This is a genomic window from Streptomyces sp. NPDC003393 (genome assembly GCF_053589015.1).
Genome location: NZ_JBSFRB010000069.1, coordinates 1 through 25,244 on the forward strand (window position 1 = coordinate 1; position 25,244 = coordinate 25,244).

A 25,244-nucleotide genomic window follows, 5' to 3' on the forward strand; every position below is an offset into this window, starting at 1 on the left:
CGAACATCCAGACCCAGGGCTTCCGTGAGCTCCAGGAGGGTCAGCGCGTCTCCTTGCCGGACACGTCGCCACGTGTCCGGCGCGCGGCCGTTGGCTAGCGTGGGCCCATGCGTGAGATCCCGACCGCGCCGGTGCTCCTCGGCGGCGAACCCGGTTCCTTCCCGCACAGCGTGCTGGCCGAGCGGCACCCCGCCGTCATCCGGCAGGTGCGGGAGGCCTTTCCCTACGGCCCCGAGCAGCACCGCGCTCTCGACGCGCTGCTGCGCAACTGCACCGAAGGGGTGATCGAACCGCTCCCCGCCGCCGCTCACGACCGGGACCGCTGGACGGCCTGGGGACTGGCCGGGTACGAGGGCCGGTCCTGGTTCGACGTGCCGTGGCTGTGGTCCGAGAGCTACTTCTACCGCCTGCTCCTCGAGGCCGTCGGCTACTTCGGGCCCGGCCCGTGGCAGGGCATCGACCCGTTCCGGCCGGCCAAGCTCGCCGAACTCGACGCCCACGACACCGACGAGGAACTGGCCGCGCTCGACGCCCTGGAGGGCGTACCGGACGCGGAGCGCTCGGCCGCCCTGCTGCACGGCTCGCTCTGGGGCAACCGCGCCGACCTCGGCTTCCGCCTGTCGGTGGCCTCGGCCGACGCCCCGGCCGGGGCCACCGACGTCACCCGGGACACCCCGCGCCTCCTCGCGGACGACAGCGACGCCCTGTGGTCGCTGCTGCCGCCCTCCGGCACCGGCACGCTCTGCCTGGTCGCCGACAACGCGGGCCGGGAACTCGTCCCCGACCTGCTCCTCGTCGCCGACCTCCTCGGCCGCGGCCGCGCCGCGCGGGTGGTGCTGCACGTCAAGCCGTACCCGTACTACGTCTCCGACGCCACCACCGCCGACGTCGTCGACGCCGTGCGCCGGCTGGCCGCCGCGCCCCGCGCCGCCCACGGCTACGGGCGCCGGCTGTGGTCCGCGCTGGCCGACGGGCGGCTTACGGTCCGCGCGCACCCGTTCTCCTGCGCCCCGCTGCCGTACGCGCGGATGCCGGGCGATATGCGCGAGGAGTTCGCCGCGAGCACGCTGACCGTCTTCAAGGGCGACCTGAACTACCGGCGCCTGGTGGGCGACCGGCTGTGGCCCGCGACCACGTCGTTCGCGGACGTGACCGCGTACTTCCCCGGCCCGGTCGCGGCCCTGCGCACCCTGAAGTCCGAGGTGGTCACCGGCCTGGACGCCGGCACGGAGGCCGCGCTCGACACCGCCGAGGGCCCGGGCTGGCGGACCAGCGGCACACACGCGCTGATCCAGGTCGCCGGGGCCTGACGGCGCCTGCCGCGTCAGGCCCTCCTGACGAACCGCCGCTGGTCACGGGCGGGTTCCGGCGGCGATTCACGCGATGGTGTGATCGGATCCGCGCCGGAGGATGGTGCCGGAGTGTCGCGGGTAGTGCCCGGCCATGACGCAGCAGCCCTTCGAACTCCCGCACTTCTACATGCCGTACCCCGCGCGGCTCAACCCGCACGTCGACGAGGCCCGCGCCCACTCGACGCAGTGGGCGCGCGACATGGGCATGCTGGAGGGCTCCGGGATCTGGGAGCAGTCCGACCTCGACGCGCACGACTACGGACTGCTCTGCGCCTACACCCACCCCGACTGCGACGGCCCCGCCCTCTCCCTGATCACCGACTGGTACGTGTGGGTCTTCTTCTTCGACGACCACTTCCTGGAGACGTTCAAACGCAGTCAGGACCGCGCCGGCGGCAAGGCCTACCTGGACCGGCTGCCCCTGTTCATGCCGCTCGACCTCGACACCCCCGTGCCCGAACCGGAGAACCCGGTGGAGGCCGGCCTCGCCGACCTGTGGGCGCGCACGGTGCCGTCGATGTCGGCCGGCTGGCGGCGGCGGTTCGCGGTGGCCACCGAGCACCTGCTGAACGAGTCCCTGTGGGAGCTGTCCAACATCAACGAAGGGCGCGTCGCCAACCCCGTCGAGTACATCGAGATGCGCCGCAAGGTCGGCGGCGCCCCCTGGTCGGCCGGGCTGGTGGAGTACGCCACCGCCGAAGTGCCCGCGTGCGTCGCCGGAACCAGGCCGCTCAGGGTGCTCATGGAGACCTTCTCCGACGCCGTGCACCTGCGCAACGACCTGTTCTCCTACCAGCGCGAGGTGGAGGAGGAGGGCGAGCTGAGCAACGGCGTGCTGGTCCTGGAGACCTTCTTCGGCTGCACCACCCAGGAGGCCGCCGACACCGTCAACGATGTCCTCACCTCCCGGCTGCACCAGTTCGAGCACACCGCGCTCACCGAGGTGCCCGCGCTCGCCGTGGAGTACGGCCTCACCCCCGACCGGACGGCGGCGGTGGCGGCGTACGCCAAGGGCCTTCAGGACTGGCAGTCCGGCGGGCACGAGTGGCACATGCGCTCCAGCCGGTACATGAACAAAGGGGCACGCGCGGACAGCCCCTGGCGGCCGACCGGCCTCGGCACCACCGGCACCGACGTCCGCGCGCTGCTCGCGGACGCGAACGCCCTGGGGGCGCCTCCCACGTCGTCCAGGCGGTGGGGGAGGTGGCGTGCCTACACCCATGTGCCGTTCCAGAAGGTCGGGCCCTCCCGCATCCCCGACCTGTACATGCCCTACGAGCTCCGGCTCAGCCCGCACCTGGACGCCGCCCGCTCCCATCTGACCGCGTGGTGCCACCGCACGGGCATCCTCGCCGAGGGCGTCTGGGACGAGGACAAGCTCGCCGCCTACGATCTCGCGCTGTGTTCCGCGGGACTCGACCCGGACGCCACGCCCGAGGCGCTCGACCTGAGCGCGTGCTGGCTCGCCTGGGGCACCTACGGCGACGACTACTACCCCCTGGTCCATGGCCGCCGCCGGGACGTGGCCGCCGCCCGGCTGACCACGGCCCGGCTGTCGGGGTGCATGCCCGTCGAGGGCGAGGAGCCGGTCGTGCCGCTCAACGCCATGGAGCGTGGGCTGACCGACCTGTGGGCCCGCACCACCGCGGAGATGACACCGGACCAGCGGCGCACCCTCAAGCGGGCGATCGACGCGATGACCGGGAGCTGGGTGTGGGAGCTGTCCAACCAGGTGCAGAACCGCATCCCGGACCCCGTCGACTACCTGGAGATGCGGCGCGCCACCTTCGGCTCCGACCTCACCCTGAGCCTGTGCCGGATGGGACACGGCCCCGCGATCCCGTCCGAGGTCTACCGCACCGGCCCGGTCCGCTCCCTGGAGAACGCGGCCGTCGACTACGCCTGCCTCCTCAACGACGTCTTCTCGTACCAGAAGGAGATCGAGTACGAGGGCGAGATCCACAACGCGATCCTCGTCGTGCAGAACTTCTTCGGCATCGACTACCCGGCCGCACTCGCCGTCGTCCAGGACCTGATGACCCAGCGCATGCGTCAGTTCGAGCACGTCGTCGCGCACGAACTGCCCGTCGTGTACGACGACTTCGAACTGTCGGACGAGGCGCGTGCCGCCATGCGGGGCTACGTCGCGGACCTGCAGAACTGGATGGCCGGCATCCTGAACTGGCACCGGAACGTGGACCGTTACAAGGCCGAGTGGCTGGCGCGCCGCGCCCATGGGTTCCTTCCGGACCGCCCGCCGGCCCCCGTCCTGCCCGTCGGCTGAGGCGCCGGGCACACCAGCCGGAGGCGATCGATGGAACAGACCGCGTTGCGTCCCAAGCCGTTGCCCGGCCGGGAGCCCCGGGGCGGCACCTCGCGCGGCACCGTCCGGCGCCCGCGCGCCGCCCGCCGCGGCTTCCGCCGGCTGCTGACCGTCGTGTTCGGTCTGCTCGGCGGCCTGGCCCTGCTGCTGTCCGGGATCGGGATCGGCACGGTGAGCGCCACCGTGATCGGCATGAGCAGAACGGCCGAGCCGCAACACCGGGCGGCGGGACCGGGAGCGGCGGCTCCCCGGTCCGCCCCGCCGGGCCGGACGGCGTCCGCGGGCCCCATGTCGGCCCCGGTGCGCCCGGCCCTCGGCATCGAGGCGGTCGACGTCATCGGGCCGGGAGCCCGCGTCGTCGGCGTCCATGTGCCCGGCCCCGGTTACTCGGCGGGCCTCGTCCGCGGAGACGTGCTTCTCGTGTTCGGCGGCACCCGCGTCGACTCGGCCGCGGACCTGGCCCGGGCGGTCGCCCGGGCGCGCCCCGGCCGCAAGGTCGTACTGACGGTACGGCACCGCGGCGGCGGCCAGGAGCGGCTGACCGTGGTGCCCGGAGTGGTGGTGTGAGGTGGGCGTCCTCGGCCGGGGTGAAGTGCGGCGCGACCGCCGTGCGCTGCCGGTGGGATGAACGGTGTGTCGTGGCGCCGGTACGGAGCGTGCGGGACGGGTGGGTGCCGAGTCATAACATGGGGGCGGAACCACCGGTCGCACGGTCGGCCACCGGACGGGGCGGGGCGACGGGCCCGCGGCGCCCGGCGGATGCGGCCGACCGGCTCGCGCGGCCCCGCGCGGACGGGCAGGATGCTGCCCGTGGGTCCATCATCAGCCCGTCAGCCGAATACGGAGGCCCGGATGACCGGCACCGCGCCCGCGTCCTTCACCGCCGACGACTACCGGGCCCGGATGGCGCGTGCCGCACAGGCGGCCGCCGCCGCCGGGCTGGCCGGGCTGCTGGTGGCGCCGGGCCCCGACATGGTCTGGCTCACCGGTTACACGCCCACCGCCGTCACCGAACGGCTCACCCTGCTCGTCCTGGCCCCGGGCCGGGACCCCGTGCTCGTGGTCCCCACCCTGGAGGCGCCGGACGCCGCCGGGGCCGAGGGCGCGCCCGCCCTGACCCTGCGGGACTGGACCGACGGCAAGGATCCCTACGCCCTCACCGCCGAGCTGCTCGACGGCTCCGGCCGGTTCGGCATCAGCGACAACGCCTGGGCCATGCACCTGCTGGGCCTCCAGCGGACCCTGCCCGGCACCTCCTACGCCTCCCTCACCGAGGCCCTGCCGATGCTGCGGGCCGTGAAGGACCCGGCGGAACTGCGGCTCCTGGCCGCCGCGGGCGCCGCCGCCGACCAGGCGTTCGAGGAGATCCGCAAGGTCCGCTTCGCCGGGCGCCGCGAGTCGGAGGTCGGCGCCGACCTCGCCGAGCTGCTGCGGCGCTTCGGGCACTCCCAGGTGGACTTCACCATCGTCGGCTCCGGCCCCAACGGCGCCAACCCGCACCACGAGATGGGCGACCGCGTCATCGAGCGCGGCGACATGGTCGTCCTCGACTTCGGCGGCCTGAAGGACGGCTACGGCTCCGACACCACCCGCACCGTGCACGTCGGCGAGCCCACCGACGAGGAGCGCAGGGTGCACGACATCGTGCGCGAGGCCCAGGAGGCCGGCTTCCGGGCGGTGCGTCCCGGCGCGGCCTGCCAGGAGGTCGACCGGGCCGCCCGCGAGGTGATCGCCGAGGCCGGCTACGGCGAGTACTTCATCCACCGCACCGGCCACGGCATCGGCGTCACCACGCACGAGCCGCCGTACATGATCGAGGGCGAGGAACAGCCCCTCGTGCCCGGCATGTGCTTCTCCGTGGAGCCCGGCATCTACCTGCCCGGCCGGTTCGGCGTCCGCATCGAGGACATCGTCACGGTGACCGAGGACGGAGGCCGCCGCCTCAACGACACGACGCGTGAGATGGTCCTGGTGGAATGACCGACCGGCAGCCCCCGTCCGCAACCCGAATCGACACGGCCCGACGATGACCCAGGCACCGACACCCACTGCGGACACCCTCCGCAGACTGGTCCGCACCCTGCTCAAGGAGAGCACCCGGGACCGGGCCGGCACCGCCGCCGGACCCGACGTCCGTCCCGTCGCCGAGGGCGGCGAGCACTCCACCTGGTGGGTCGGCACCCGCCATGTGCTGCGCCTCGCCCCCGACCGCGAGGCCGCCGCACGCCAGCGACGCGAGGTGCGCCTGCGCGACCTCGTCCGGCCGCACCTGCCGGTCACCGTGCCGGCCAGCGTCGCCCACGGCGAGTGGGCGCCCGGACTGACGTACACCCTGGACACGCGGATCACCGGCGGCACCACGGGCGGGCACGACGTCTCCGCCGTCGGCGAGGACGACCTGGCCGGACTGCTCACGGGACTGCGTGCGGTGCCCGCCCGCCAGGCCGCGGCGCTCGGCGTGCCGCGCACCGCGCCCCGCTCCCTGGAGGCGCTGCGCCGCATGGCCGTGCACGCCGCCGAGCGTCTCGGCAAGGCCGACGAGTTCGATCCCGCCCGGATGCACCAGCTCACCCCGCCCGGCGCGGCCCAGCTCGCCGCCCAGACCGGCACCGCCGTGCTCGTCCACCACGACCTCACGGCCGAGCACCTGGTGGTCAGCGCGGACGGCCGGGTGCGGGGCGTCCTCCACTGGACCGACGCGACGGTGGGGGATCCCGCCGAGGACATCGCCGGTCTCGCCCTCGCCGTGGGTTCTCCCGCCGCCGTGCGCGCCGCCACCCTCGCCGGCTACGGCGCCCGCCCCTGCCTGCGCGGCCTGTGGCTGGCCCGCTGCGACAGCGTGATCCGGCTCGCCGGCTGCCTCGACGGCCGCGACGACAGCCCGCTGCCCCTTCTCAGGTCCCGGCTCCGCCGCGCCTGGGAGCCGATCCTCCTGGAACGAGTGACGGAACTCCGCGAGGACTGCGAGGACACCGGCGACGACGGGATCCCGGCACCCTAGTGCTGTGACCGGGGAGCCACGAGCACGCCCGAGGCCCGCTCCCCGACGTCCGGCGGGATCGCGGGCGGCGGGCCCGCCCCGGCCCGGAGCCGGTCGGCGGCTTCGGCCCGGTCGGCGGCTCAGAGCCGGTCAGTTCTGTGCCAGTACCACGCACGACTCCCCGGGCAGGTGCAGCACCCCGTCGCCGTCGGGTACGTCGACCGGGTCCCAGGCGGCCAGGAGCTCGGCGGGGCGGGTGCCGAGGGGAATGGCCGCGGGCTCCTTGCCGAGGTTGACGGCCACCCGGATGTCGCCCCGCCGGAAGGCGAGCCAGCGGGCCTCCTCGTCGTAGGCCACCTTGGTGTCGGCGAGGTCGGGGTCGGTGAGGTCCGGCTGTTCGTCCCGCAGCGCGATGAGCCGCCGGTACCAGGCCAGCAGACGCGCGTGCGGCTCGCGACGCGGCTCGGACCAGTCCAGGCAGGAGCGGTCGCGGGTCGCCGGGTCCTGCGGGTCGGGCACCTCCTCCGCCGCCCAGCCGTGCGCGGCGAACTCCCGCCGCCGGCCCCGCCGCACCGCCTCGGCCAACTCCGGATCGGTGTGGTCGGTGAAGAACTGCCACGGGGTGCCGGCGCCCCACTCCTCGCCCATGAACAGCATCGGTGTGAACGGCGCGGTCAGCGTGAGCGTGGCCGCGCACGCCAGCAGCCCGGGGGAGTCCGCCAGCAGTACGGACAGGCGGTCTCCCTGGGCCCGGTTGCCGACCTGGTCGTGGGTCTGGCTGTAACCGAGCAGCCGGTGGCCGGCCACCCGGCTGCGGTCCAGCGGACGGCCGTGGCGGCGGCCCCGGAAGCTGGAGTACGTCCCGTCATGGAAGAAGCCCCCGGTGAGCGTCTTGGCGACGGCAGCGAGCGGGGCCCGCCCGAAGTCGGCGTAGTAGCCCCGGGTCTCACCGGTCAGCGCGCTGTGCAGGGCGTGGTGGAAGTCGTCGTTCCACTGGGCGTGCAGGCCCAGGCCGTGCTCCGCCCGCGCAGTGATCAGCCGGGGGTCGTTCAGGTCCGACTCGGCGATCAGGAACAGCGGGCGGCCGAGGTCGGCGGAGAGCGCGTCCACGGCCGTGGACAGCTCCTCCAGGAAGTGACACGCGCGGGTGTCGGCCAGCGCGTGCACCGCGTCCAGACGCAGCCCGTCGATCCGGTACTCCCGCAGCCACGCCAGCGCGCTGCCGATCAGGAACTCCCGCACCTCGTCCGACCCCGGCGCGTCCAGGTTGACGGCGGCGCCCCAGGGCGTGTGGTGGGTGTCGGTGAAGTACGGCCCGAATCGCGGCAGGTAGTTGCCGGACGGACCCAGATGGTTGTGGACGACGTCCAGGACCACGCCGAGGCCCAGCCCGTGCGCCCGGTCGACGAAGCGCTTCAGCCCCTCCGGGCCGCCGTACGGCTCGTGCACCGCCCACAGCGAGACGCCCTCGTACCCCCAGCCGTGCCGGCCGGGGAACGGGCACACCGGCATCAACTCCACGTGGGTGACGCCCAGTTCCTCCAGGTGCTCAAGCCGCTCGGCGGCCGCGTCGAAGGTGCCCTCGCGCGTGTACGTGCCGATGTGCAGCTCGTACAGGACCGCGCCGGGCAGCGGCCGCCCCGCCCAGTCCGCGGTACGCCACGCATGGCGGGCGTGGTCGACGACCGCGCTCAGCCCGTCCGGGCCGTCCGGTTGCCGCCGCGAGCACGGGTCGGGCAGCACGGGCCCGTCGTCCAGCGCGAAGCCGTACCGCGAGCCGTCCCGCGCCTCGGCCTCACCGATCCACCAGCCCAGCCGATCCGGATCGCGCTCCAACGCGCGCGCGGCCCCGTCGCACCGGAGCGTCACACGGTCGGCCTGCGGTGCCCACACCTCGAACTGCACGGACGGTTCCCCTTCGTCTGCTCACCGTGATGGAGTGCGTCCATCGTCCTCCAAAAGAGATCAATCCGCCCTCGGATGCTTCCTTTTGCGGTGGGTGTCGTCGGATCCGCCCGCTCGGGGACCGTCTTGGCCCCCTTCGCCCACGGTCTGCGGGATGCCCGTCGCGACCGGTCAAGTCTGTTTTCGCACGGTGGTGTTGACGGATCGACAACATCGTGACTGACTGTGCGTACACCATGCACATGTGGTGAACCAGCGGCACCGCATTGTGGAGGTGTGCCCTGCCCCCACTCCATCGCTACCCGACCGTGGACGAGCTGGGCGCGCACGCCGCCGCACTCGTCGCCCGTCACCCCGGGGACGCTCGGCTGCGCCGCGTCGGCACCTCCCGCGCGGGCACGCCCCTGCGACTGCTCTCGGTGGGCCACGGCAGCCACCACGCCCTCGTCGTCGCCGGGCCCCACGCCAACGAGCCGGTGGGCGGCGCCACCGTCCTGCGGCTGGCCGAGCGCGTCCTGGCCGCACCCGCCACCGGCGCGGCCGCCGACATCACCTGGAACCTGCTGCTCTGCCTCGACCCCGACGGCTCGCGCCGCAACGAGGGCTGGCTCACCGGCCCCTACACCCTCGGCGCCTACTTCCGGAACTTCTTCCGGCCCGGCTTCCTGGAGCAGCCCGAATGGCTGCCCGACGGAGCCGAGGCCGCCGCGCTGCCCGAGACCCGCGCCCTGCTCGGCCTCCAGGACGAACTGCGGCCGTTCGTGCAGTGCTCGCTGCACGGCGTGGACGTCGGCGGCGGCTTCGTCGAGCTGACCCGGGACCTGCCCGGTCTCGCCCAGCGCCTGGCGCACACCGCGGCCCGGCTCGGCATACCGCGGGAACTGGGCGCCTACGACGCCCTGTACTGGCCCCGCCTCGGTCCGGCCGTGTACCGGATCCCTCCCCCGCGCCGGCGTGACCTGGCCGCCGCCATCACCGAGGCGGCCGTGGAGTCCACCTGGTTCCACCCGGACCGGCACGGCACCCTCACCGCCGTCGTCGAGGCACCCATGTGGGGCGTGACCGCGGTGGGCGACGGCTCGGCGCCCACCGACCCGGACGCGGTGCTGCGCGCCGTGAGCCGTGCCCTGCGCGACGACACCAGGCACCTGGCCCGGCTCCTGGCCCGAGCCCGCCCGCACGTCGCCGGCGTGCCGGGCGCGGACCGCCTGCTGGCGCCGGTGGACGACTATTTACTGGTCTGCCCCGGTCTCGCCGACGCATGGGACCCCGACACCGACGACGGCACGGCACGCGCGCTGCCGCCGCTGACCAACGCCCACCTGGCCGCCCTGCGTGTCTCCGGCCGGCGCCTCGTCCTGCGCACCGCCGGGCTGATCCACCGCCTCGTGCGTGCCGCCGGGAACGACCCGGCCGGTGTCCTGCCGGATCTGGACCGGCTGATCGACGAGTGGTGCGCGGACTACCGCGACGGCCTCGGGGCGCGCTGGATACCGGTCGCCCGGCAGTCCGAGTACCAGACCAGGATGGTGCTCGCCGCCTGCCGGCTCGCGCGCGCGTACTCCCGTTCGGGTGAGACCAGGTGGGGACCGGGGGCCACCGTGCCGATACATGGGGAATGACCCACTTCAGCAGGACGACGACCCGGCTGCGGCGCGGCACGATGGCGGCGGCGGCCCTCCTTCTCGGGGCAGCGCTCCCGGCCCAGGCCGTGCAGGGAGCCCGGAGCGCCCACCACGCCCCCGGCGAGGACGACTGGCTCTACGTCACGGTCGCCCGCGGCGCCACCCCCACGGTCGCCCGCGGCACCACCCCCTCGGGCGACACCCGTGGCGCCCTCCTGCGGTGCGACCCGCCCCGGGGCCACGCGCACGCCGCCGCGGCCTGCGCCCAGCTCAGATCCGTGCGCGGCGACATCCGCCTGATCCCGCGCAAGGACGACGCGGTCTGCTCGATGATCTACGCCCCCGTCACCGTCCAGGCCCGAGGCGTGTGGCAGGGCCGCGCGGTCGACTACACGGAGACCTACGCCAGTCGGTGCGTGATGGAGGCGAACACGGGAGACGTGTTCGCCCTGGAGGCCTGAGCCGCGCCGGTCGTCCGCGCGCCTGCCGTTGCCGGACCGACGGTCACGACGCCGCCGCCGGGGTCCGCGAGCCCCGTCGGCCGTCAGATCGTCAGTTCGCGGGCGTGGTGGGCGGTGGCCAGGACGGTGCGGGACTGGTGCTCGACCTGGTGGGGGAGGGGGACCCAGCGGGCGCGGAAGCGGGTGGCGAAGGACTCGCTCCAGGCCGTCACGAGGTGTTCCAGGCCGGGGGCGGCGGGGTCGCCGGTCCGACGGAGGACCCGGAGCAGCATGGCCGCGGCGCGCAGCGGCAGCCGGCGGGCGAAGGCGTCCACGCTGCCGACGTACGCCATGGTCGTGTCGGCGAGAGGCGTGCCGACCAGGTCCGCGGCCAGCCCGGGTGCCAGGCCGAGCCCCCACTTCGCCGCCCGCAGCAGTGGTCCGTCGGCGCCGTCCAGCCGGGGCAGCGCGTCACCGAGCACCAGCTCGACCTGGCGGGCGTCCCGCAGCAGCCGCGCCGCCAGCCGCCGGATCGCCGCCGTCGGGGCCGGATGCGGGGCGGGATCGTCGACGAGGTCGCTCGCCCACATCGGCACCTCCACGACCGCCGTCATGCCGCCGTACCGGTGCGCGTGGTACCAGGTGCTGTGCCGCGCGTCGTCCGGCAGGCTGGGGTAGGCCACGCCCGAGCCGGGCTCCGGCATCACCCGCACCCCGGGCCCCGAGACGGGCCACCCCGCGGCGTCGCAGGCTCCCGTCTCCACCGGTATGTGCAGCTCCGCCGCCGACTTGCCGAACGGTTCGGCGAGCCCGGGCACGTCCCTGGTCAGCTGCACCCAGCTGCCGCCCAGATCGGTGCCGTGCAGCGTCACCTGCACATACGGGCGCAGCGTGTCGATGACCCCGAGCAGCGCCCGGGTCTCGGGCGGCAGCCGGTCGGGCGGCAGCACCGAGGGCGACCACTCCGGCTGCTCGGCACCGGCGGGCCGGAAGAACCCGAGGTGGTAGTCGAGGAGGCTGTGCGGGGCCGGTGTCACGTGCAGGCTCGCCCCGTCCGGGTCCGCGCACAGCAGGAAGTGCCAGGAGGTGTCCGCCCGCAGCCGCCGCTCGTCCCGCACCCGCCGGGCGAGCGCGAGGAGGGTGGAGCCACCGGTGGGCTCGTTGGCGTGGGCGCCCGCGACCACCAGGACGGCCCGCCGGGCGTGACCGACCGACAGCAGGTGCAGCGGCCTGCCCGCGCGGGAGACGCCGACCTGGTCGATCTCGCACAGGCCCGGCCGGCGTGCGGCCAGGGACCGAGCGGCGGCGGTCAGTTCGGGAACACTGGGATAGCGCAGCTCCGGCAGTGGACTCACCCCCGACTTGTCCGCCCGGACTCGCATTCCGCAGTACCCCACGGACTCGGGGAACTGTCAAGAACGCCGGACCCCGCGATCACTCCCGCCCCGACGGCCCCGCGGTCCGCTCCAGCAGCGCCACCGGCAGCCGTTCGAAGAGCTCCGCCACGCGCACCTGTCCCTCGAACTCCCGTCCGGGCGTGAGCACGTCGGTCCACCGGCCGGCCGGCAGCGGCAGCCGCGTGTCGCGCCAGCCGCCCGCCTCCGCCAGCCGCAGCGACAGCCGGGTCGCGGCCGTGACCACCTCGCCGGAGCGCACGAACGCGGCGCAGTGCTCCGCCGCCGGGCCCCGCGCTCCCAGCGGCGCGTACGTCGCCGTCGTGCCGAACAGCTCCGGCCGGCGGGCCCGCAGCCGCAGTGCCGCCATCGTCACCCGCCCCTTGTCGCCGGGGTCGGCGGGCGGGAGGTCCACGCGCCGCCGGTTGTCCGGGTCCACCAGGGTCCGGCACTCGGTCTCCGTGCCCTGGTACAGGTCGGGCACGCCCGGCATCGTCAGGTGCAACAGGGCCGTCCCCAGCACGTTCGCCCGGATGTGCGGCTCCAGCGCCGCACGCAGCGCCGCCACCGGCTCTCCCGCCGGCCCGCACGGACCCTCGGCGACGAACCGGTCCACCGCCTCCTCGTACGGCGGCTCCTGCTCCGTCCAGCTCGTGTACAGGCCCGCCTCGCGCACATGCTTCAGCAGCGCCTGCCGCACCCGCCGACCGTCCGCCGGGCCCAGCCCGAACACGGTCTGCCAGGCCGCCCACGCCAGTTGCCCGTCGGGCGCGCCCACCCCGTCGGCCGTCACCTCGTCCAGCACTCCCGCCCAGCGCCCCGGGCACTCGGTCAGCACGGCCAGCGCCGCCCGGACGTCCGCGCTGCGCTTGGTGTCGTGCGTGGAGACCACCGTCCCGGTGACCGGCCAGTCGCGCTGCACGCGTGCGCAGTACGCGTGAAAGTCCTCCGGGGACACGGCCGGGCGCCCGGGGCCGCCGCCGACCTCGTTGGCGGACAGCAGCGGAACGTAGCGGTAGTAGGCCGTGTCCTCCACGGACTTGGCGCGCAGCGCGGAGGCGGCCTGCGCGAACCGGGTGCGGAACTCCACGTGGTCCGGCCCGTCACCGGCCCGTCCCAGCACCAGGTCGCGCACGACGTCCACGGCCTCGCCCTCCTCCGGCACCACGAAGGCGAGCCGGGCCTCGGCGGCGGCCTCCTCGGTGACCACGGTGGCGGGGTCCACCGAGGCGTACGGCCGGTACACCTCCAGGCGGACCAGCAGCTCCTGGAGCGCGGTGCGCAGCGTCCAGGCGGCGCGGTCGCGCAGCGCCGGCGTCGGCGACGTGGCGCACACCCGGCTCGCCACCCGGGTCAGCCGCTCCGTCTCGGCGGCGAGCTCGTGCGTGATCACGTTGTAGGCGGCCCGCCGCACGGTGGCCGCCCAGTCCCCGCCGCGGTCGGTCTGCGGAGCGGCGAACCGCCGGTACCGCTCCAGCAGTTCGTCCGCCCCGGCCGCGTCGGTGAACAGGCCGTCGACGTGGCGCAGGGCGTCGTAACCGGTGGTGCCCGCGACCGGCCAGGACGGCGGCAGGCGCTCGCCGTCCGAGAGGATCTTCTCCACGACCGTCCAGCGGCCACCGGTCGCCGTGTGCAGCCGGTCGAGATAGGCGTCCGGGTCGGCGAGGCCGTCGGGGTGGTCGACGCGCAGACCGTCGATCACGCCCTCGCGCAGCAGCTGGAGGATCTTGGCGTGGGTCGCCTCGAACACCTCCGGGTCCTCCACCCGCACCCCGATCAGCTCCGAGATGCTGAAGAACCGCCGGTAGTTGAGGTCCGTACGGGCCAGCCGCCACCACACCGGCCGGTACCACTGGGCGTCGAGCAGTTGCGGCATCGGCAGCTTCCCGGTGCCCTCGCGCAGCGGGAACGCGTGGTCGTGGTAGCGCAGGACGTCGCCGTCCGCCTTCAGCTGGTCCAGCTCCTTGCCGACGGGGTGCCCGAGCACCGGCAGCAGCACCTTGCCGTCCTGGGCCTGCCAGTCGATGTCGAACCAGCGCGCGAACGGGGACGCGGGCCCCTCCCGCAGGACCTCCCACAGGGCGTGGTTGTGGCGCGGCGCCATGGCCATGTGGTTCGGCACGATGTCCACGACCAGCCCCAGCCCGTGCTCCCGGGCGGTGCGGGCCAGCGCGCGCAGGCCCTCCTCGCCGCCGAGTTCCTGGCGCACGCGCGTGTGGTCCACGACGTCGTAGCCGTGCAGGGAGCCCGGTACGGCCTCGAGGACGGGGGACAGGTGCAGGTGGGAGACGCCGAGCGAGGCCAGGTACGGCACGGCCGCCACGGCGGCGGCGAACGGGAAGGCGGGCTGGAGCTGGAGCCGGTAGGTGGCCGTCGGCACAGCGGGTTCGGGGCGCTCGGGTGTCATGGAAACCTACGTACCCGCCCGGCGGCCTTTCGTGTCATCGGCCCGGCCGGGGCACGGCTTCCGGTCCCGTCCCCCCGGGGCGCCTGCCCGCGGGCACCGTCCGGTCCGGCGGTGTGCCCCTCTTCGCCCGGACGGGTGAAGCCCCGGCCGCCGCGGGGCGGACCGGCGGCGCGATCGCCCTCGCCCGCCGGTCCCGGCGCACTCGGCGCCTCCGTCGGCGTGGCACCGTCCTTCGGCAGGACGCTCGACGGCCGCGCCATGGTGAGCGCGGCCGACGGCGTACGCGGCTCCTGGCACCCGGGCCGCTACGCGGGCCGCTGGAGGACTGTCAGGCTGCGGTCGGTGAGCGTGAGCCGGTCCCCGGCGCGGACCTTGCGGCCGGTGCCCGGCGGCACCGGGTCGGTGCGGGCCGTGTCGACGACCACCTGCCACTGGCGTCCGTGGTCCACCGGGACGACGAAGTCCAGGGGCTTCGGCGCGGCGTTGAACATCAGCAGGAAGGAGTCGTCCGAGATCCGCTCCCCGCGCGGGCCGGGCTCCGAGATGGCGTGGCCGTTGAGGAACACGGTCAGCGCCGAAGCCCGCGCCGAGTCCCAGTCCCGCTGGGCCATCTCCGGGCCTTCCGGGGTGAACCAGGCGATGTCGGACAGCTCGTCGTGGGTCCCCTCCACGGGCCGTCCGTGGAAGAAGCGGCGCCGCCGGAAGACCGGGTGCCGACTGCGCAGCCGGGCCATCGCCCGCAGGAAGTCCAGCAGTTCGCCGGGCTGTTCACCGGGCTCGGGCCAGCGCACCCAGGACAGCTCGTTGTCCTGGCAGTAGGCGTTGTTGTTGCCCTGCTGGGTGCGGGCGAACTCGTCGCCGTGGCTGATCATGGGCACGCCCTGGGACAGCATCAGCGTCGCGATGAAGTTGCGCATCTGCCGCGCCCGCAGCCCGAGCACCTCGGGGTCGTCGGTGTCGCCCTCCACACCGCAGTTCCAGGACCGGTTGTGGCTCTCGCCGTCCCGGTTGTCCTCGCCGTTGGCCTCGTTGTGCTTGTCGTTGTACGACACCAGGTCGCGCAGCGTGAAACCGTCGTGGCAGGTCACGAAGTTGATGGAAGCCAGCGGGCGGCGACCGTCGTCCTGGTAGAGGTCGGAGGAGCCGGTCAGCCGGGAGCCGAACTCCGCCAGCGCCCGTGGCTCGCCCCGCCACAGGTCGCGGACGGTGTCGCGGTACTTGCCGTTCCACTCCGTCCACAGCGGCGGGAAGTTCCCCACCTGGTAGCCGCCCTCACCCACGTCCCACGGCTCGGCGATCAGTTTGACCTGGGAGACGACCGGGTCCTGCTGCACCAGGTCGAAGAACGACGACAGCCGGTCCACCTCGTGGAACTGGCGCGCCAGGGTCGCCGCGAGGTCGAAGCGGAAGCCGTCGACGTGCATCTCGGTCACCCAGTAGCGCAGCGAGTCCATGATCAGCTGGAGCACGTGCGGGGACCGCATGAGCAGCGAGTTCCCGGTGCCCGTGGTGTCCATGTAGTAGCGCTTGTCGTCGGTGAGCCGGTAGTAGCTCGGATTGTCGATGCCCTTGAAGGACAGCGTCGGGCCCAGGTGGTTGCCCTCGGCGGTGTGGTTGTAGACCACGTCGAGGATGACCTCGATCCCCGCCTCGTGCAGCGCCCGTACCGCCGACTTGAACTCCAGCACCTGCTGGCCGCGGTCGCCCCAGGAGGCGTAGGCGTTGTGCGGGGCGAAGAAGCCGATCGTGTTGTAGCCCCAGTAGTTGCTCAGGCCCATGTCCACCAGACGGTGGTCGTTGACGAACTGGTGTACGGGCATCAGCTCCAGCGCCGTCACCCCGAGCTCGGTCAGGTGCTCGATGACCGCCGGATGGGCGAGCGCCGCGTAGGTGCCGCGCAGCTCCTCCGGCAGCCCCGGGTGCCGCATCGTCAGTCCCTTGACGTGCGCCTCGTAGATCACCGTCTCGTGGTAGCCGCGCCGCGGCGGCCGGTCGTCGCCCCAGTCGAAGTACGGGTTGACCACGACCGACGTCATGGTGTGCGGCGCCGAGTCCAGGTCGTTGCGCCGTCCGGGGTCGTCGAAGTGGTAGCCGTAGACCTCCTCGCCCCACCGGATCGAGCCGCTGATCGCACGCGCGTACGGGTCGAGCAGCAGTTTCGCGGAATTGCACAGCAGCCCGCGCTCGGGGGCGTAGGGACCGTGCACCCGGAACCCGTACCGCTGCCCCGGCATCACGCCCGGCACGTACGCGTGCCGTACGAACGCGTCGCTCTCCCGCAGTTCCACCGCCGTCTCCGAGCCGTCGTCGTGCAGCAGACACAGCTCTACTCGGTCCGCGGCCTCGGTGAAGACCGCGAAGTTCGTTCCGGCGCCGTCGTACGTGGCGCCGAGTGGATACGCCTCTCCAGGCCAGACCTGCATGGACACGACTCTTTCAGGTGTGCGGCGCCGCGGTGGCGCCTCGGCCTCCGAGTCTCCCCGAAAGTGAGAGATCCGCGTGCCTCCCCGGGGCCGGGTGCGTCGCCGGGGCGCGCCCGGGGCCGCCGGGACGGCAGGGCCGGCGGTGCTATGAATCCGCTCACTCCGGCCGCCGGTGACCCTTGGAACACAGAGACGACTGGGGGAAGTTGGGAAAGGAGCCGTCCATCCGGCTGCACCGTGCACCGCTCCCGGAGTACCCTTCCTTGATCGTTGGGACGGGGAGTGCTCGGGGGAGCGGAAGGCGGTGCACGGGTGGGCTCGGGAGGCCTGGAGCTGCCCCCTGGTGACGAGGGTCACGAGGGGCGCTCCACAGACGTCCCGCCCGGCGCGGTGTCCCTGGCCCGGCCCATGGACGCCGGTGCCATCGGGCCGGAGCTGGACTGGGACGCCGACGCCTGGCGAGAGGTGCGCACCCGCGCCCAGCGTGCCGGCCGGGCCTACATCTGGCTCAACCTCGTCGAACAGCGGCTGCGCGCCGTCGTCGCCGCCGTGCTGCGGCCCGTCTACGAGCCCGTCCACGGCGACGACTGGGTGGTCGCCGCCGCCGGGCCGGCCGGACAGGAGTGGGTGCAGCGCGCGGTCGCCGTCCGCGAGGTCAGCCGACGCAAGGGCTATCTGCTCGACCCGGCCGACGACAACGTGATCAGCTTCCTCACCCTGCCCCAGCTGCGTGAGCTGATGGTGCAGCACTGGCCCTGCTTCGAGCCCTACCTGGACGAGCGCCGGGACGTCGAGCTCGCCCTGGACGAGCTGGAGGTGACCCGGAACGTCGTCTCCCGCAACCGGGCCCTGTCCGAGGCGGTGCTGGGCCAGGCCGAACGCGCCTCCGCCCGGCTGCTGGAGATGCTCGGCACCGGCGGCGACGTGCCCTCCGCCCGGCGGCTGCCGGTGGACGCGGTGGAGGACCTGGTCGGCGACCGGTACGCGGACGTGGTCGCCGTGCACCCGGACCGGGTACGGCTGCTGCGCCAGTTCCCGGCCGAGGACATCTTCGGCGGCGCCCGCCGCCTGGACGCCATAGGCATCGGCCTCACCCTGCTCGTGCAGAACTTCTCCGGCCGCCGCCTGGTGCGCCTGGCCGAGTCCGGCTGCCGGGTACGGCTGCTGTTCCTCAACCCGGCCTCCAGCGCGGTCAAGCGGCGTGAACGCGAACTCGGCCTCAAACGGGGCGAACTGAGCCGTTCGGTGGAGATGAACATCCTGCACATGCGCCGGGTGCGCTCCCGGCTGCGCGACCCGGGCGCCTTCGAGATCCAGGTCTACGACGAGACACCGCGCGTCACGGCCTACCTGGTGGACGGCGACGGCTCCGACGGCGTCGGCGTCGTCCAGTCCTATCTGCGGCACAGCCGGGGCATGGAGGCGCCGGTGTTCGTGCTGCGCAACGGCACCAAGGTGGTCAGGTCCGACCAGGTCGACGAGGGCGGGCTGTTCGCCGCCTATCGCGAGGAGTTCGAGACGATGTGGGTGGATTCACGCCCGGTGTCGTGAAATGTCCTCAGGGGGCCGCGACGGAAGGCGGAACGCGGTTCTCTGATTGTCAGTGGCGCATGCGAAGGTGAAGACCCTGGGGGAGAGCACCACGAGAAGGGGGGCCGCCATGGGCTGGCACCGGGAGTTGCTGATCGGCTTCGACCTGGAGACGACCGGGACGGATCCGCGTCAGGCACGCATCGTCACCGCGGCCGTGATCGAGGTCAGGGAGGGAGAGCCGGTCGGGCACCGGGAATGGCTGGCCGACCCCGGCGTCGAGATCCCACCGGACGCGGTCGCCGTGCACGGGATCAGCAACGAGCGGGCCGCCGCCGAGGGCAGCCCGGCCGACCGGGTGGCCGACGCCGTCGCGGACGTCCTGACCGGCTACTGGAAGGCGGGCACACCGGTCGTGGCCTACAACGCGGCCTTCGATCTGACGCTGCTCTCCGCCGAGCTGCGGCGCCACGGCCTGCCCTCGCTCAGCGACCGCCTGGGCGGCGCGGCACCGGGCCCGGTCATCGACCCGTACACCATCGACCGCCAGGTCGACCGCTACCGCCGCGGCAAGCGCACCCTGGAGGCGGTCTGCTCCGAGTACGGCGTCGTGCTCGACGCGGCGCACGACGCCTCGGCCGACGCGCTCGCCGCGGCTCGGCTGGCCGGCGCGATAGCCGGGCGGCACGCCAAGGTGGCGGCCCTCGGCCCGGCGGAACTGCACCGCCGTCAGATCGAGTGGTACGCCGCCTGGGCCGCCGACTTCCAGGCCTTCCTGCGCCGCAAGGGCGACGCGGCGGCGGTGGTCGACGGGACATGGCCCCTGCGGCAGCCGGCGCAGGAACCGGTCTGAGCCGGGGGCCGAGAACGGGCGGTACTCAGAAGGGGTACCAGCGGACGGTCTCGTCGCCGTCCCTGAGGGACGCAACCCGGCGCTCGAACTCGGCCAGGGCCTTGGGGTTGCCCGGGGCGTGCTGCGCGACCCAGGCGCAGCTCGCCGTCTCCCGGGCGCCGCGCAGCACCGAGCAGCCCTCCCACTCCCGTACGTCCCAGCCGTAGCCGGCGGTGAAGGAGTCGTAGGCTTCGGCGGGCAGGCCGTAGCGGTCCCGGGACAGGGCCATGACCACCAGGTCGTGCTCGCGCAGATCGGCGGAGAAGGTCTCCAGGTCGACCAGGACCGGTCCGTCGGGGCCGATGTGCACATTGCGCGGCAGCGCGTCGCCGTGGATCGGGCCCGGCGGCAGATGCGGGGTGAGCGCGGCGGCGGCCGAGGCGAAGCCGTCCCGGCGCTCGCGCAGACAGGCCGCGTCCGCCGGGTCGATCGCGTCGCCCGCGAGCCGCAGCCACCGCTCCACCCCGTCCAGCAGCTCCCGGGGCGGCAGTCCGAAGTCCGGGGCGGACAGTGCGTGGACGATGCCCAACAGTTCCGCCAGGTCCCGGGGTTCGGCGGGCCGCACCGGGTCGGGCAGCCGGTGCCACACGGTCACCGGGTGCCCGTCCACCAGCAGCGGCTCCGGCTCGGCGGCGCGCACCGCCGGGACACCGGCCTCGGCGAGCCACACCGCGATCCGCAGCTCGCGCCTCGCCCGGTCCAGCAGCTCGGCGTCGCGGCCCACCTTGACGACGAGATCACCGACGGCGAACACCGCGTTCTCGCCCAGCGCGAGCAGCCGCGCCTCGCCGACCGACCCGGACAGCACCTCCGCCCCGGCCAGTACGTCCCGCGCCCGCGCCTCGTCCATGTCGTCCGCCTCCGTTGTCCCTGTCCGGGGTCCGTGCCCGCGGTTCGTATGCGCGCTCGCCCACGGGCCCGCCGTCCGCAACCGGTGTTCGGCGCCGGAGCCGGCGGCTCGTCGTCCGACGCCCAGTGTCGCATCCGTCCAGGTGGGGGCCGTGAGCCGGTCATCGTCGGGGTGAGGAGTGCCTGGGCTTCACGCCGCAGCGCGCGGCCGATCCGGATCCGGACGCCGAGAAGGGCGGAGCGCGCCGGGCCGCCGGTCCGACCGAGGCGGAGCCGTGGTCCGCGCGGGCATGAGCGGGCACGAACGCCATCAGAGCGTCCCAGAGGGCCCGCCGGTTCCCCCAGGAACCAACGGGCCCTCCCGCCGGCGGCCGACACGCCCTTGGGCAGGCGCGACGGATCAGACCGTCAGGCGCTCACCCTGCTCCGGCACCGAGGAGGCGACCACGACCTCCGGCGTCTCGTCGTGGGTGAGGTCGGGCAGCCGGTGCAGCCACTTCGGCAGGTACCAGTTGCGTTCGCCCAGCAGCGCCATCACGGCGGGCAGCAGCACACCGCGGATGAGCGTCGCGTCGATCAGTACCGCGGCTGCCAGGCCCACGCCCATCTGCTTCATCGACTGCATGGACAGCGTGCCGAAGATCGCGAACACGGCGACCATGATGACGGCGGCGCTGGTGACCACGCCCGCCGTGGTGACCACACCGTGCTGGATGGCCTCCTTCGTGGTCCGGCCGCGCAGCCGCGCCTCGCGGATCCGGGAGACCACGAACACGTGGTAGTCCATCGACAGCCCGAACAGGATCACGAAGAGGAACAGCGGCAGCCAGGTCACGATCGCGCCGACGCCCTCCGCGCCCACCAGGGAGGCGCCCCAGCCGTGCTGGAAGACGGCCACGAGGATGCCGTAGGCCGCGCCCACCGACAGCAGGTTCAGCAGGATGGAGGTGATCGCGACGGTCAGGGAGCGGAACGACAGCAGCATCAGCAGGAAGGCGAAGACCACCACGAAGGCGAAGACCGGGACGACCGACCCGACGAGCTGGTCGTTGAAGTCGTGCGAGCCGGCGACCTGGCCGGTGATCGGCGCCTGCACGCCCTCGACCTTGCCGAGCGTCGCGGGCCGGACCTGGTCGCGCAGCTTCTCCAGGCTCTTGCCCGCCTTGTCGAAGTCGGAGCCGCCGACCAGCGGCACGGAGACGAAGACGACGTTCCTGTCCTCGTACAGCTTGATGTCCACCGGGCCGCGCGAGGCGCCCGAGCTGACGGCCTGTTCCTTGAACCGCGCCAGCGCGGAACGGACCTCCGGGGACTTGATGTCCTTCGCCTTGACGACCACCTGGGCCGGCTCGGAGCCGCCGGGGAAGGCGTCGTTGACCCGGTTGTACGTCTGCACGATGGGCAGTGAGTTCCCGAACTCCTGGTCCAGTGTGAGCTGCGAGGTCTTCATGCCGAGCGCCGGAGCCGCCACGGCGAGCAGCGCGCCCACCGCCACGACCACCGACACCATGGGCCTGGCGAGCACTCCGCGCAGCACGGCCGTCCAGAACCGGCTCTCCCCGCCACCGCCGCGACGACGCCGCCTCAGGAACGGGAGGCGTCCCTTCTCCACCCGCTCGCCCAGCAGCGACAGGAGTGCCGGCAGCACCGTGACGGACCCGACCATGGCGACCGCCACCACCATCAGCGAGGCCAGGCCCATCGCCTCGAACTCGGCGAGCCCGGTGAACAGCATGCCCGCCATCGCCACGCACACCGTGACACCGGAGACGACGATCGCCCGGCCGCTGGTCGCCGCCGCGATGCGCAGCGCCGTACCGGGGTCGCGCCCGGCGGCCCGCTCCTCACGCTCCCGACGCAGGTAGAACAGGCAGTAGTCGACGCCGACCGCCATGCCGACCAGCAGCATCACGGAGTTGGCGGTGTCGCTCATCGGCTGCAGGTGACTGACGATGCCCATCAGGCCCATCGTCGCCATGATCGCCGTGATGGCCAGTGCCACCGGCAGCAGCGCGGCCACCAGCGCTCCGAAGGCGATCAGCAGAATGCCCAGGGCGACCGGCACGGCGGAGTACTCGGCCTGCTGGAAGTCGTCCCCGAAGGCGTCGGAGTACTGCTTGTTCATGCTGGCGCCGCCGATCTCCGCGATCCGCAGCGAGGAGTGGTCCTTCTGGACGCCCTCGACGGCCTTCAGCACCGGCTCGACCCGGTCGCCCGCGGTCTCCGCGTCGCCGCGCATGTCGAACTGCACCAGCGCGCTGCGGCCGTCCCGGGAGATGGTCCTGGTGTCGTACGGCGAGGTCACGTCGGTGACCCGGCCGGTGGCGCCGACGGCCTTCATGACGTCGGCGACGGCGGCTCGGAAGGCGGCGTCGGTGGCCTTGGTCGTGCCGTCCTTCGCCTGGACCAGGACGCTCTCGCTCGCGGGTTCCTCGATCCCGGCGTCCTCGATGATCTTCGCGGCGGTGTGTGTCTCGCCCTTGAGCTGGTCGCTGTCCTTCACGTCCGTCCGGCCCGCCGCCGACCCCAGCCCCATCGCCAGGACGACGAACAGCACCCATATGCCGACTGCCGCCCATCGGTGCCGGGCGGACCAGCCGCCGGCCCGCGCGGCGAGGCCCCGCACCCGTGTCTCTCGGTTCCCCATGACGGGCTTGCCCCCTCCAGGCCTCTCGTCAGGCCCTCGTGCGCGGCGGCGACCTGCTGCCGCCACCTTCCGCAACGACGGTATGGGCTGCCTAAGCGCAGCTCGTCGTGCTGACCGGTGAAGTGGGACGACCACCGCTCCTCCCGTCGTAGCCCGGCGTCTCCGCACTGGGGAGGACGGTGGTCCCCTACAACCATCCGTCCTTCTCGGGGGTGGTGATCAGGGTGACCGCTCTAAGGTGGGCGGATGACGACGTACGCGGCGCTGTTGCGCGGGATCAACGTGGGCGGCAACCGGAAGCTGCCGATGGCCGAGCTGCGCACCCTCCTGCAGGAGCTCGGCCACGACGAGGTCCGCACCTACCTCCAGAGCGGCCAGGCCGTCTTCGCCGCCGGCCACGGCGACGAGGGGTCTCTGGCGGCGGAGCTGGTCGCCGCGATCGAGGAGCGGTTCGGGTTCACGGTGGACGCGATCGTGCGCGACCACGCCTATCTGCGGGCCGTCGCCGAGGCCTGCCCCTTTCCGGCCTCCGAGCTCCAGGCCAAGCAGCTGCACGTGACCTACTTCTCCGCCCCTGTCGACGCCGCCCGCTACGCCGAACTCGACCAGGCGGCCTACCTGCCGGAGGAGTTCAGGCTCGGCGACCGCGCCCTGTACCTGTACGCGCCGGACGGCCTCGGCCGCTCCAAGCTCGCCGAGCAGCTGTCCAGGCCCCGGCTGACCAAGGACCTGATCGCCACGACCCGGAACTGGAACACGGTCGTCAAGCTCGTGGAGATGACCGGGGAGTGAGGCGGTGGCCGGGCGGACGCGAGGTCCGGGCCGGGCCAGGGCATCTCACTGTCGTCGGCCGAACCCGTCCGGCCGGCGGACAAGTGGACCAATGAAGCAGCCGCTGATTGGACCGTGCTGACGCGCCAATCGGGTCCTAGGCTCGGCCGTATGACCGACTCCCGTCAGAACACCGCCCCGGCCACCCGGGTCGACTGCTACTTCGACCCCGCCTGCCCCTTCGCCTGGATCACCTCACGGTGGCTGCTGGAGGTCGAGCGCGAGCGCCCGCTCGACCTCCGGTTCCACGTCATGAGCCTGTACCTGCACAACATCGGCAACGAACTGCCCGACTGGTACCGGGAACTGGTCGACAAGTCGATCGGCCCGGTGCGCGTCGCCGTGGCCGCCGCCGAACGGCTCGGCGACAAGGTGCTGCGCGACCTCTACACCGCGTTCGGCACCCGGATCCACGAGCGCAAGGAGACGGACTTCGACGCCGTGGTCACCGAGTCGCTCGCCGAACTCGGGCTCCCCGCCGAACTGGCCGGGGCCGCGCACGATCCGTCCTACGACGACGCCGTGCGCCGCAGCCACGAGAGCGGTGCCGAACCGGACTCGGGCCGCTACGTGGGGACGCCCACGGTGCACGTCGACGGGACGGTGTGGTTCGGCCCCGTGCTGCGGGCGATCCCGCGCGGCGCCGAGGCGGCCCGGCTCTTCGACGCCTTCCTCGAGCTGGCCGGCCACCCCGACCTCTTCGAGCTCAAGCGCACCCGCACCGGAGCGCTCCGCTTCGACTGAGGGCCGCCCGGCACGCCCCGGCCCGCTCAGGCACCGACGGCCGTGATCAGCGGCTGCCGGGCGGCGTCGTACCGCTCCAGCAGCACCCGCGCCACCTCCGGTGCGGGGCCGAGCACATCGGCGAGGACGTCCGCGCCGGCCGCCCCGCGCGCGATGCGGTCCGGCAGGAAGCCGGGAGCCAGGACGTACGGGGCGACCGCGACCTTCGCGCAGCCCGCCTCCCGCAGTTCGCGCACCGCGTCCTCGGTGCGCGGAAGGGATGCGGAGGCGAACGCAGGCCGCACGGCGCACCAACCGGTGTGCCGCCACTCCCGCGCGATTTCTGCGATCACTGCGATCGCCTCCGGTTCGGAGGACCCCGCCGAGGCCAGCACGACCCCGGTCGAGGACTTGTCGGCGGGGGACAGCCCCGCCTCGTGCAGCCGGCGCTCCAGGGCCGTCGTCAGCAGCGGCGACGGCCCGAGGACGTCGGCCTGCCGGATCCGCAGCCGGGCCGGAGCCTGGCGCAGCACCGACGGGATGTCCGCCTTGGCGTGGAAGGCGCGGGTCAGCAGCAGCGGCAGCGCCACCACGTCGCGCACTCCCTCGGCGGCCAGTGACTCCAGCACGCCGTGCACGGAGGGCACGTTGAAGTCCAGGAAGCCGGTCTCCACCCGCAGACCCGGGCGCGTCGCCCGCACCCGGTGCACCAGGGCGTGCACGGTCGCGGCATGCCGCGGATCACGGCTGCCGTGCGCGATGACCAGGAGAACGGGCCGGGGGAACATGGGCGATCAGCTCTTCACGAAGAGGCCGCGGCTGCGCAGCACCCACCGCTCCAGTGGACTGAAGATCAGCAGGTCGATGGCGATGCCGACGAACAGGATCAGGACGATGGCCTGGAAGACCATGGACATGGAGCT

At 73.4% G+C, this 25,244-nt stretch carries 18 protein-coding genes and 1 pseudogene; 11 read left to right on the top strand and 8 right to left on the bottom strand.

Annotated elements, in window-relative coordinates; genetic code table 11:
- Window positions 1-107 precede the first annotated feature (107 nt).
- The 5 genes from ACWDUZ_RS37035 (at window position 108) to ACWDUZ_RS37055 (ending at window position 6,676) form a co-directional block, all read left to right on the top strand.
- Window positions 108-1,310 (top strand): damage-control phosphatase ARMT1 family protein, encoded by a 1,203-nt coding sequence (locus tag ACWDUZ_RS37035; protein ID WP_451636226.1) that lies wholly within the window; start codon window positions 108-110, stop codon window positions 1,308-1,310.
- 133 nt (window positions 1,311-1,443) lie between these two features.
- Window positions 1,444-3,636 (top strand): germacradienol/geosmin synthase Cyc2, encoded by a 2,193-nt coding sequence (gene cyc2 / locus ACWDUZ_RS37040; protein ID WP_451636227.1) that lies wholly within the window; start codon window positions 1,444-1,446, stop codon window positions 3,634-3,636.
- A 30-nt stretch (window positions 3,637-3,666) separates the two neighbouring features.
- Window positions 3,667-4,242: a PDZ domain-containing protein gene (locus tag ACWDUZ_RS37045; protein ID WP_451636228.1), complete on the top strand. Its 576-nt coding sequence runs from the start codon at window positions 3,667-3,669 to the stop codon at window positions 4,240-4,242.
- A 285-nt stretch (window positions 4,243-4,527) separates the two neighbouring features.
- Window positions 4,528-5,655 (top strand): aminopeptidase P family protein, encoded by a 1,128-nt coding sequence (locus ACWDUZ_RS37050; protein ID WP_451636229.1) that lies wholly within the window; start codon window positions 4,528-4,530, stop codon window positions 5,653-5,655.
- A 46-nt stretch (window positions 5,656-5,701) separates the two neighbouring features.
- Entirely contained in the window at window positions 5,702-6,676 is a 975-nt protein-coding gene (locus tag ACWDUZ_RS37055; RefSeq protein ID WP_451636230.1) for an aminoglycoside phosphotransferase family protein, read from the top strand.
- Between the two features lie 129 nt (window positions 6,677-6,805).
- On the opposite strand, the gene treZ is transcribed toward ACWDUZ_RS37055, so the two are convergent.
- On the bottom strand, window positions 6,806-8,560 hold the full coding sequence (gene treZ / locus ACWDUZ_RS37060) for a malto-oligosyltrehalose trehalohydrolase (RefSeq protein WP_451636231.1): 1,755 nt from the start codon (window positions 8,558-8,560) through the stop codon (window positions 6,806-6,808).
- Window positions 8,561-8,868: 308 nt separating this feature from the next.
- Between treZ and ACWDUZ_RS37065 the strand changes: the two genes are divergently transcribed.
- Together ACWDUZ_RS37065 and ACWDUZ_RS37070 are read left to right on the top strand one after the other, a co-directional pair.
- Window positions 8,869-10,182 carry a M14 family zinc carboxypeptidase gene (locus tag ACWDUZ_RS37065; RefSeq protein ID WP_451636232.1) on the top strand — a complete coding sequence of 438 codons (1,314 nt, stop codon included), beginning with the start codon at window positions 8,869-8,871 and terminating at the stop codon, window positions 10,180-10,182.
- Entirely contained in the window at window positions 10,179-10,646 is a 468-nt protein-coding gene (locus ACWDUZ_RS37070) for an SSI family serine proteinase inhibitor (protein WP_451636233.1), read from the top strand. The genes ACWDUZ_RS37065 and ACWDUZ_RS37070 overlap by 4 nt, the downstream gene beginning before the upstream one ends.
- Before the next feature lie 83 nt (window positions 10,647-10,729).
- Here the strand turns inward: ACWDUZ_RS37070 and ACWDUZ_RS37075 are convergent, their stop codons facing one another.
- The 3 genes from ACWDUZ_RS37075 to glgX form a co-directional block, all read right to left on the bottom strand.
- A complete protein-coding gene (locus tag ACWDUZ_RS37075) occupies window positions 10,730-11,980 on the bottom strand; it encodes a M14 family zinc carboxypeptidase (RefSeq protein WP_451636234.1) in 1,251 nt (416 codons plus the stop codon).
- Between the two features lie 79 nt (window positions 11,981-12,059).
- The gene (gene treY, locus ACWDUZ_RS37080) at window positions 12,060-14,426 is read right to left on the bottom strand and encodes a malto-oligosyltrehalose synthase (protein ID WP_451636235.1); all 2,367 of its coding nucleotides are present in this window, start codon (window positions 14,424-14,426) and stop codon (window positions 12,060-12,062) included.
- A gap of 305 nt (window positions 14,427-14,731) precedes the next feature.
- Window positions 14,732-16,849: a glycogen debranching protein GlgX gene (glgX, locus tag ACWDUZ_RS37085; RefSeq protein ID WP_451636236.1), complete on the bottom strand. Its 2,118-nt coding sequence runs from the start codon at window positions 16,847-16,849 to the stop codon at window positions 14,732-14,734.
- 312 nt (window positions 16,850-17,161) lie between these two features.
- Between glgX and ACWDUZ_RS37090 the strand changes: the two genes are divergently transcribed.
- Window positions 17,162-18,400, top strand: a complete 1,239-nt coding sequence (locus ACWDUZ_RS37090; RefSeq protein ID WP_451636237.1) for an SAV2148 family HEPN domain-containing protein — start codon at window positions 17,162-17,164, stop codon at window positions 18,398-18,400.
- A 109-nt stretch (window positions 18,401-18,509) separates the two neighbouring features.
- Window positions 18,510-19,232 (top strand): exonuclease domain-containing protein, encoded by a 723-nt coding sequence (locus tag ACWDUZ_RS37095; protein ID WP_451636238.1) that lies wholly within the window; start codon window positions 18,510-18,512, stop codon window positions 19,230-19,232.
- Between the two features lie 25 nt (window positions 19,233-19,257).
- Here the strand turns inward: ACWDUZ_RS37095 and ACWDUZ_RS37100 are convergent, their stop codons facing one another.
- Together ACWDUZ_RS37100 and ACWDUZ_RS37105 are read right to left on the bottom strand one after the other, a co-directional pair.
- Window positions 19,258-20,121 (bottom strand): phosphotransferase enzyme family protein, encoded by an 864-nt coding sequence (locus ACWDUZ_RS37100; RefSeq protein WP_451636239.1) that lies wholly within the window; start codon window positions 20,119-20,121, stop codon window positions 19,258-19,260.
- Between the two features lie 399 nt (window positions 20,122-20,520).
- Window positions 20,521-22,767, bottom strand: coding sequence for an MMPL family transporter (locus ACWDUZ_RS37105; RefSeq protein WP_451636240.1), 2,247 nt, complete (start codon window positions 22,765-22,767; stop codon window positions 20,521-20,523).
- A gap of 246 nt (window positions 22,768-23,013) precedes the next feature.
- On the opposite strand from ACWDUZ_RS37105, the gene ACWDUZ_RS37110 reads away from it, so the two are divergent.
- Window positions 23,014-23,559 carry a DUF1697 domain-containing protein gene (locus ACWDUZ_RS37110; protein ID WP_451636241.1) on the top strand — a complete coding sequence of 182 codons (546 nt, stop codon included), beginning with the start codon at window positions 23,014-23,016 and terminating at the stop codon, window positions 23,557-23,559.
- Window positions 23,560-23,709: 150 nt separating this feature from the next.
- Window positions 23,710-24,342: a mycothiol-dependent nitroreductase Rv2466c family protein gene (locus ACWDUZ_RS37115; protein ID WP_451636242.1), complete on the top strand. Its 633-nt coding sequence runs from the start codon at window positions 23,710-23,712 to the stop codon at window positions 24,340-24,342.
- Between the two features lie 26 nt (window positions 24,343-24,368).
- Here ACWDUZ_RS37115 and ACWDUZ_RS37120 read toward each other — a convergent pair whose 3' ends face one another.
- Both ACWDUZ_RS37120 and ACWDUZ_RS37125 read right to left on the bottom strand, forming a co-directional pair.
- Window positions 24,369-25,109, bottom strand: coding sequence for a sirohydrochlorin chelatase (locus ACWDUZ_RS37120; RefSeq protein ID WP_451636243.1), 741 nt, complete (start codon window positions 25,107-25,109; stop codon window positions 24,369-24,371).
- Window positions 25,110-25,115: 6 nt separating this feature from the next.
- Window positions 25,116-25,244: pseudogene (locus tag ACWDUZ_RS37125) on the bottom strand (ABC transporter permease); the annotation flags it as partial.

Coding starts and splice junctions, on each gene's coding strand:
- ACWDUZ_RS37035 (WP_451636226.1), top strand. CDS start 108: ATGCGTGAGATCCCGACCGCGCCGGTGCTCCTCGGCGGCGAACCCGGT.
- cyc2 (WP_451636227.1), top strand. CDS start 1,444: ATGACGCAGCAGCCCTTCGAACTCCCGCACTTCTACATGCCGTACCCC.
- ACWDUZ_RS37045 (WP_451636228.1), top strand. CDS start 3,667: ATGGAACAGACCGCGTTGCGTCCCAAGCCGTTGCCCGGCCGGGAGCCC.
- ACWDUZ_RS37050 (WP_451636229.1), top strand. CDS start 4,528: ATGACCGGCACCGCGCCCGCGTCCTTCACCGCCGACGACTACCGGGCC.
- ACWDUZ_RS37055 (WP_451636230.1), top strand. CDS start 5,702: ATGACCCAGGCACCGACACCCACTGCGGACACCCTCCGCAGACTGGTC.
- ACWDUZ_RS37070 (WP_451636233.1), top strand. CDS start 10,179: ATGACCCACTTCAGCAGGACGACGACCCGGCTGCGGCGCGGCACGATG.
- treY (WP_451636235.1), bottom strand. CDS start 14,426: ATGACACCCGAGCGCCCCGAACCCGCTGTGCCGACGGCCACCTACCGG.
- glgX (WP_451636236.1), bottom strand. CDS start 16,849: ATGCAGGTCTGGCCTGGAGAGGCGTATCCACTCGGCGCCACGTACGAC.
- ACWDUZ_RS37095 (WP_451636238.1), top strand. CDS start 18,510: ATGGGCTGGCACCGGGAGTTGCTGATCGGCTTCGACCTGGAGACGACC.
- ACWDUZ_RS37100 (WP_451636239.1), bottom strand. CDS start 20,121: ATGGACGAGGCGCGGGCGCGGGACGTACTGGCCGGGGCGGAGGTGCTG.
- ACWDUZ_RS37105 (WP_451636240.1), bottom strand. CDS start 22,767: ATGGGGAACCGAGAGACACGGGTGCGGGGCCTCGCCGCGCGGGCCGGC.
- ACWDUZ_RS37110 (WP_451636241.1), top strand. CDS start 23,014: ATGACGACGTACGCGGCGCTGTTGCGCGGGATCAACGTGGGCGGCAAC.
- ACWDUZ_RS37115 (WP_451636242.1), top strand. CDS start 23,710: ATGACCGACTCCCGTCAGAACACCGCCCCGGCCACCCGGGTCGACTGC.
- ACWDUZ_RS37120 (WP_451636243.1), bottom strand. CDS start 25,109: ATGTTCCCCCGGCCCGTTCTCCTGGTCATCGCGCACGGCAGCCGTGAT.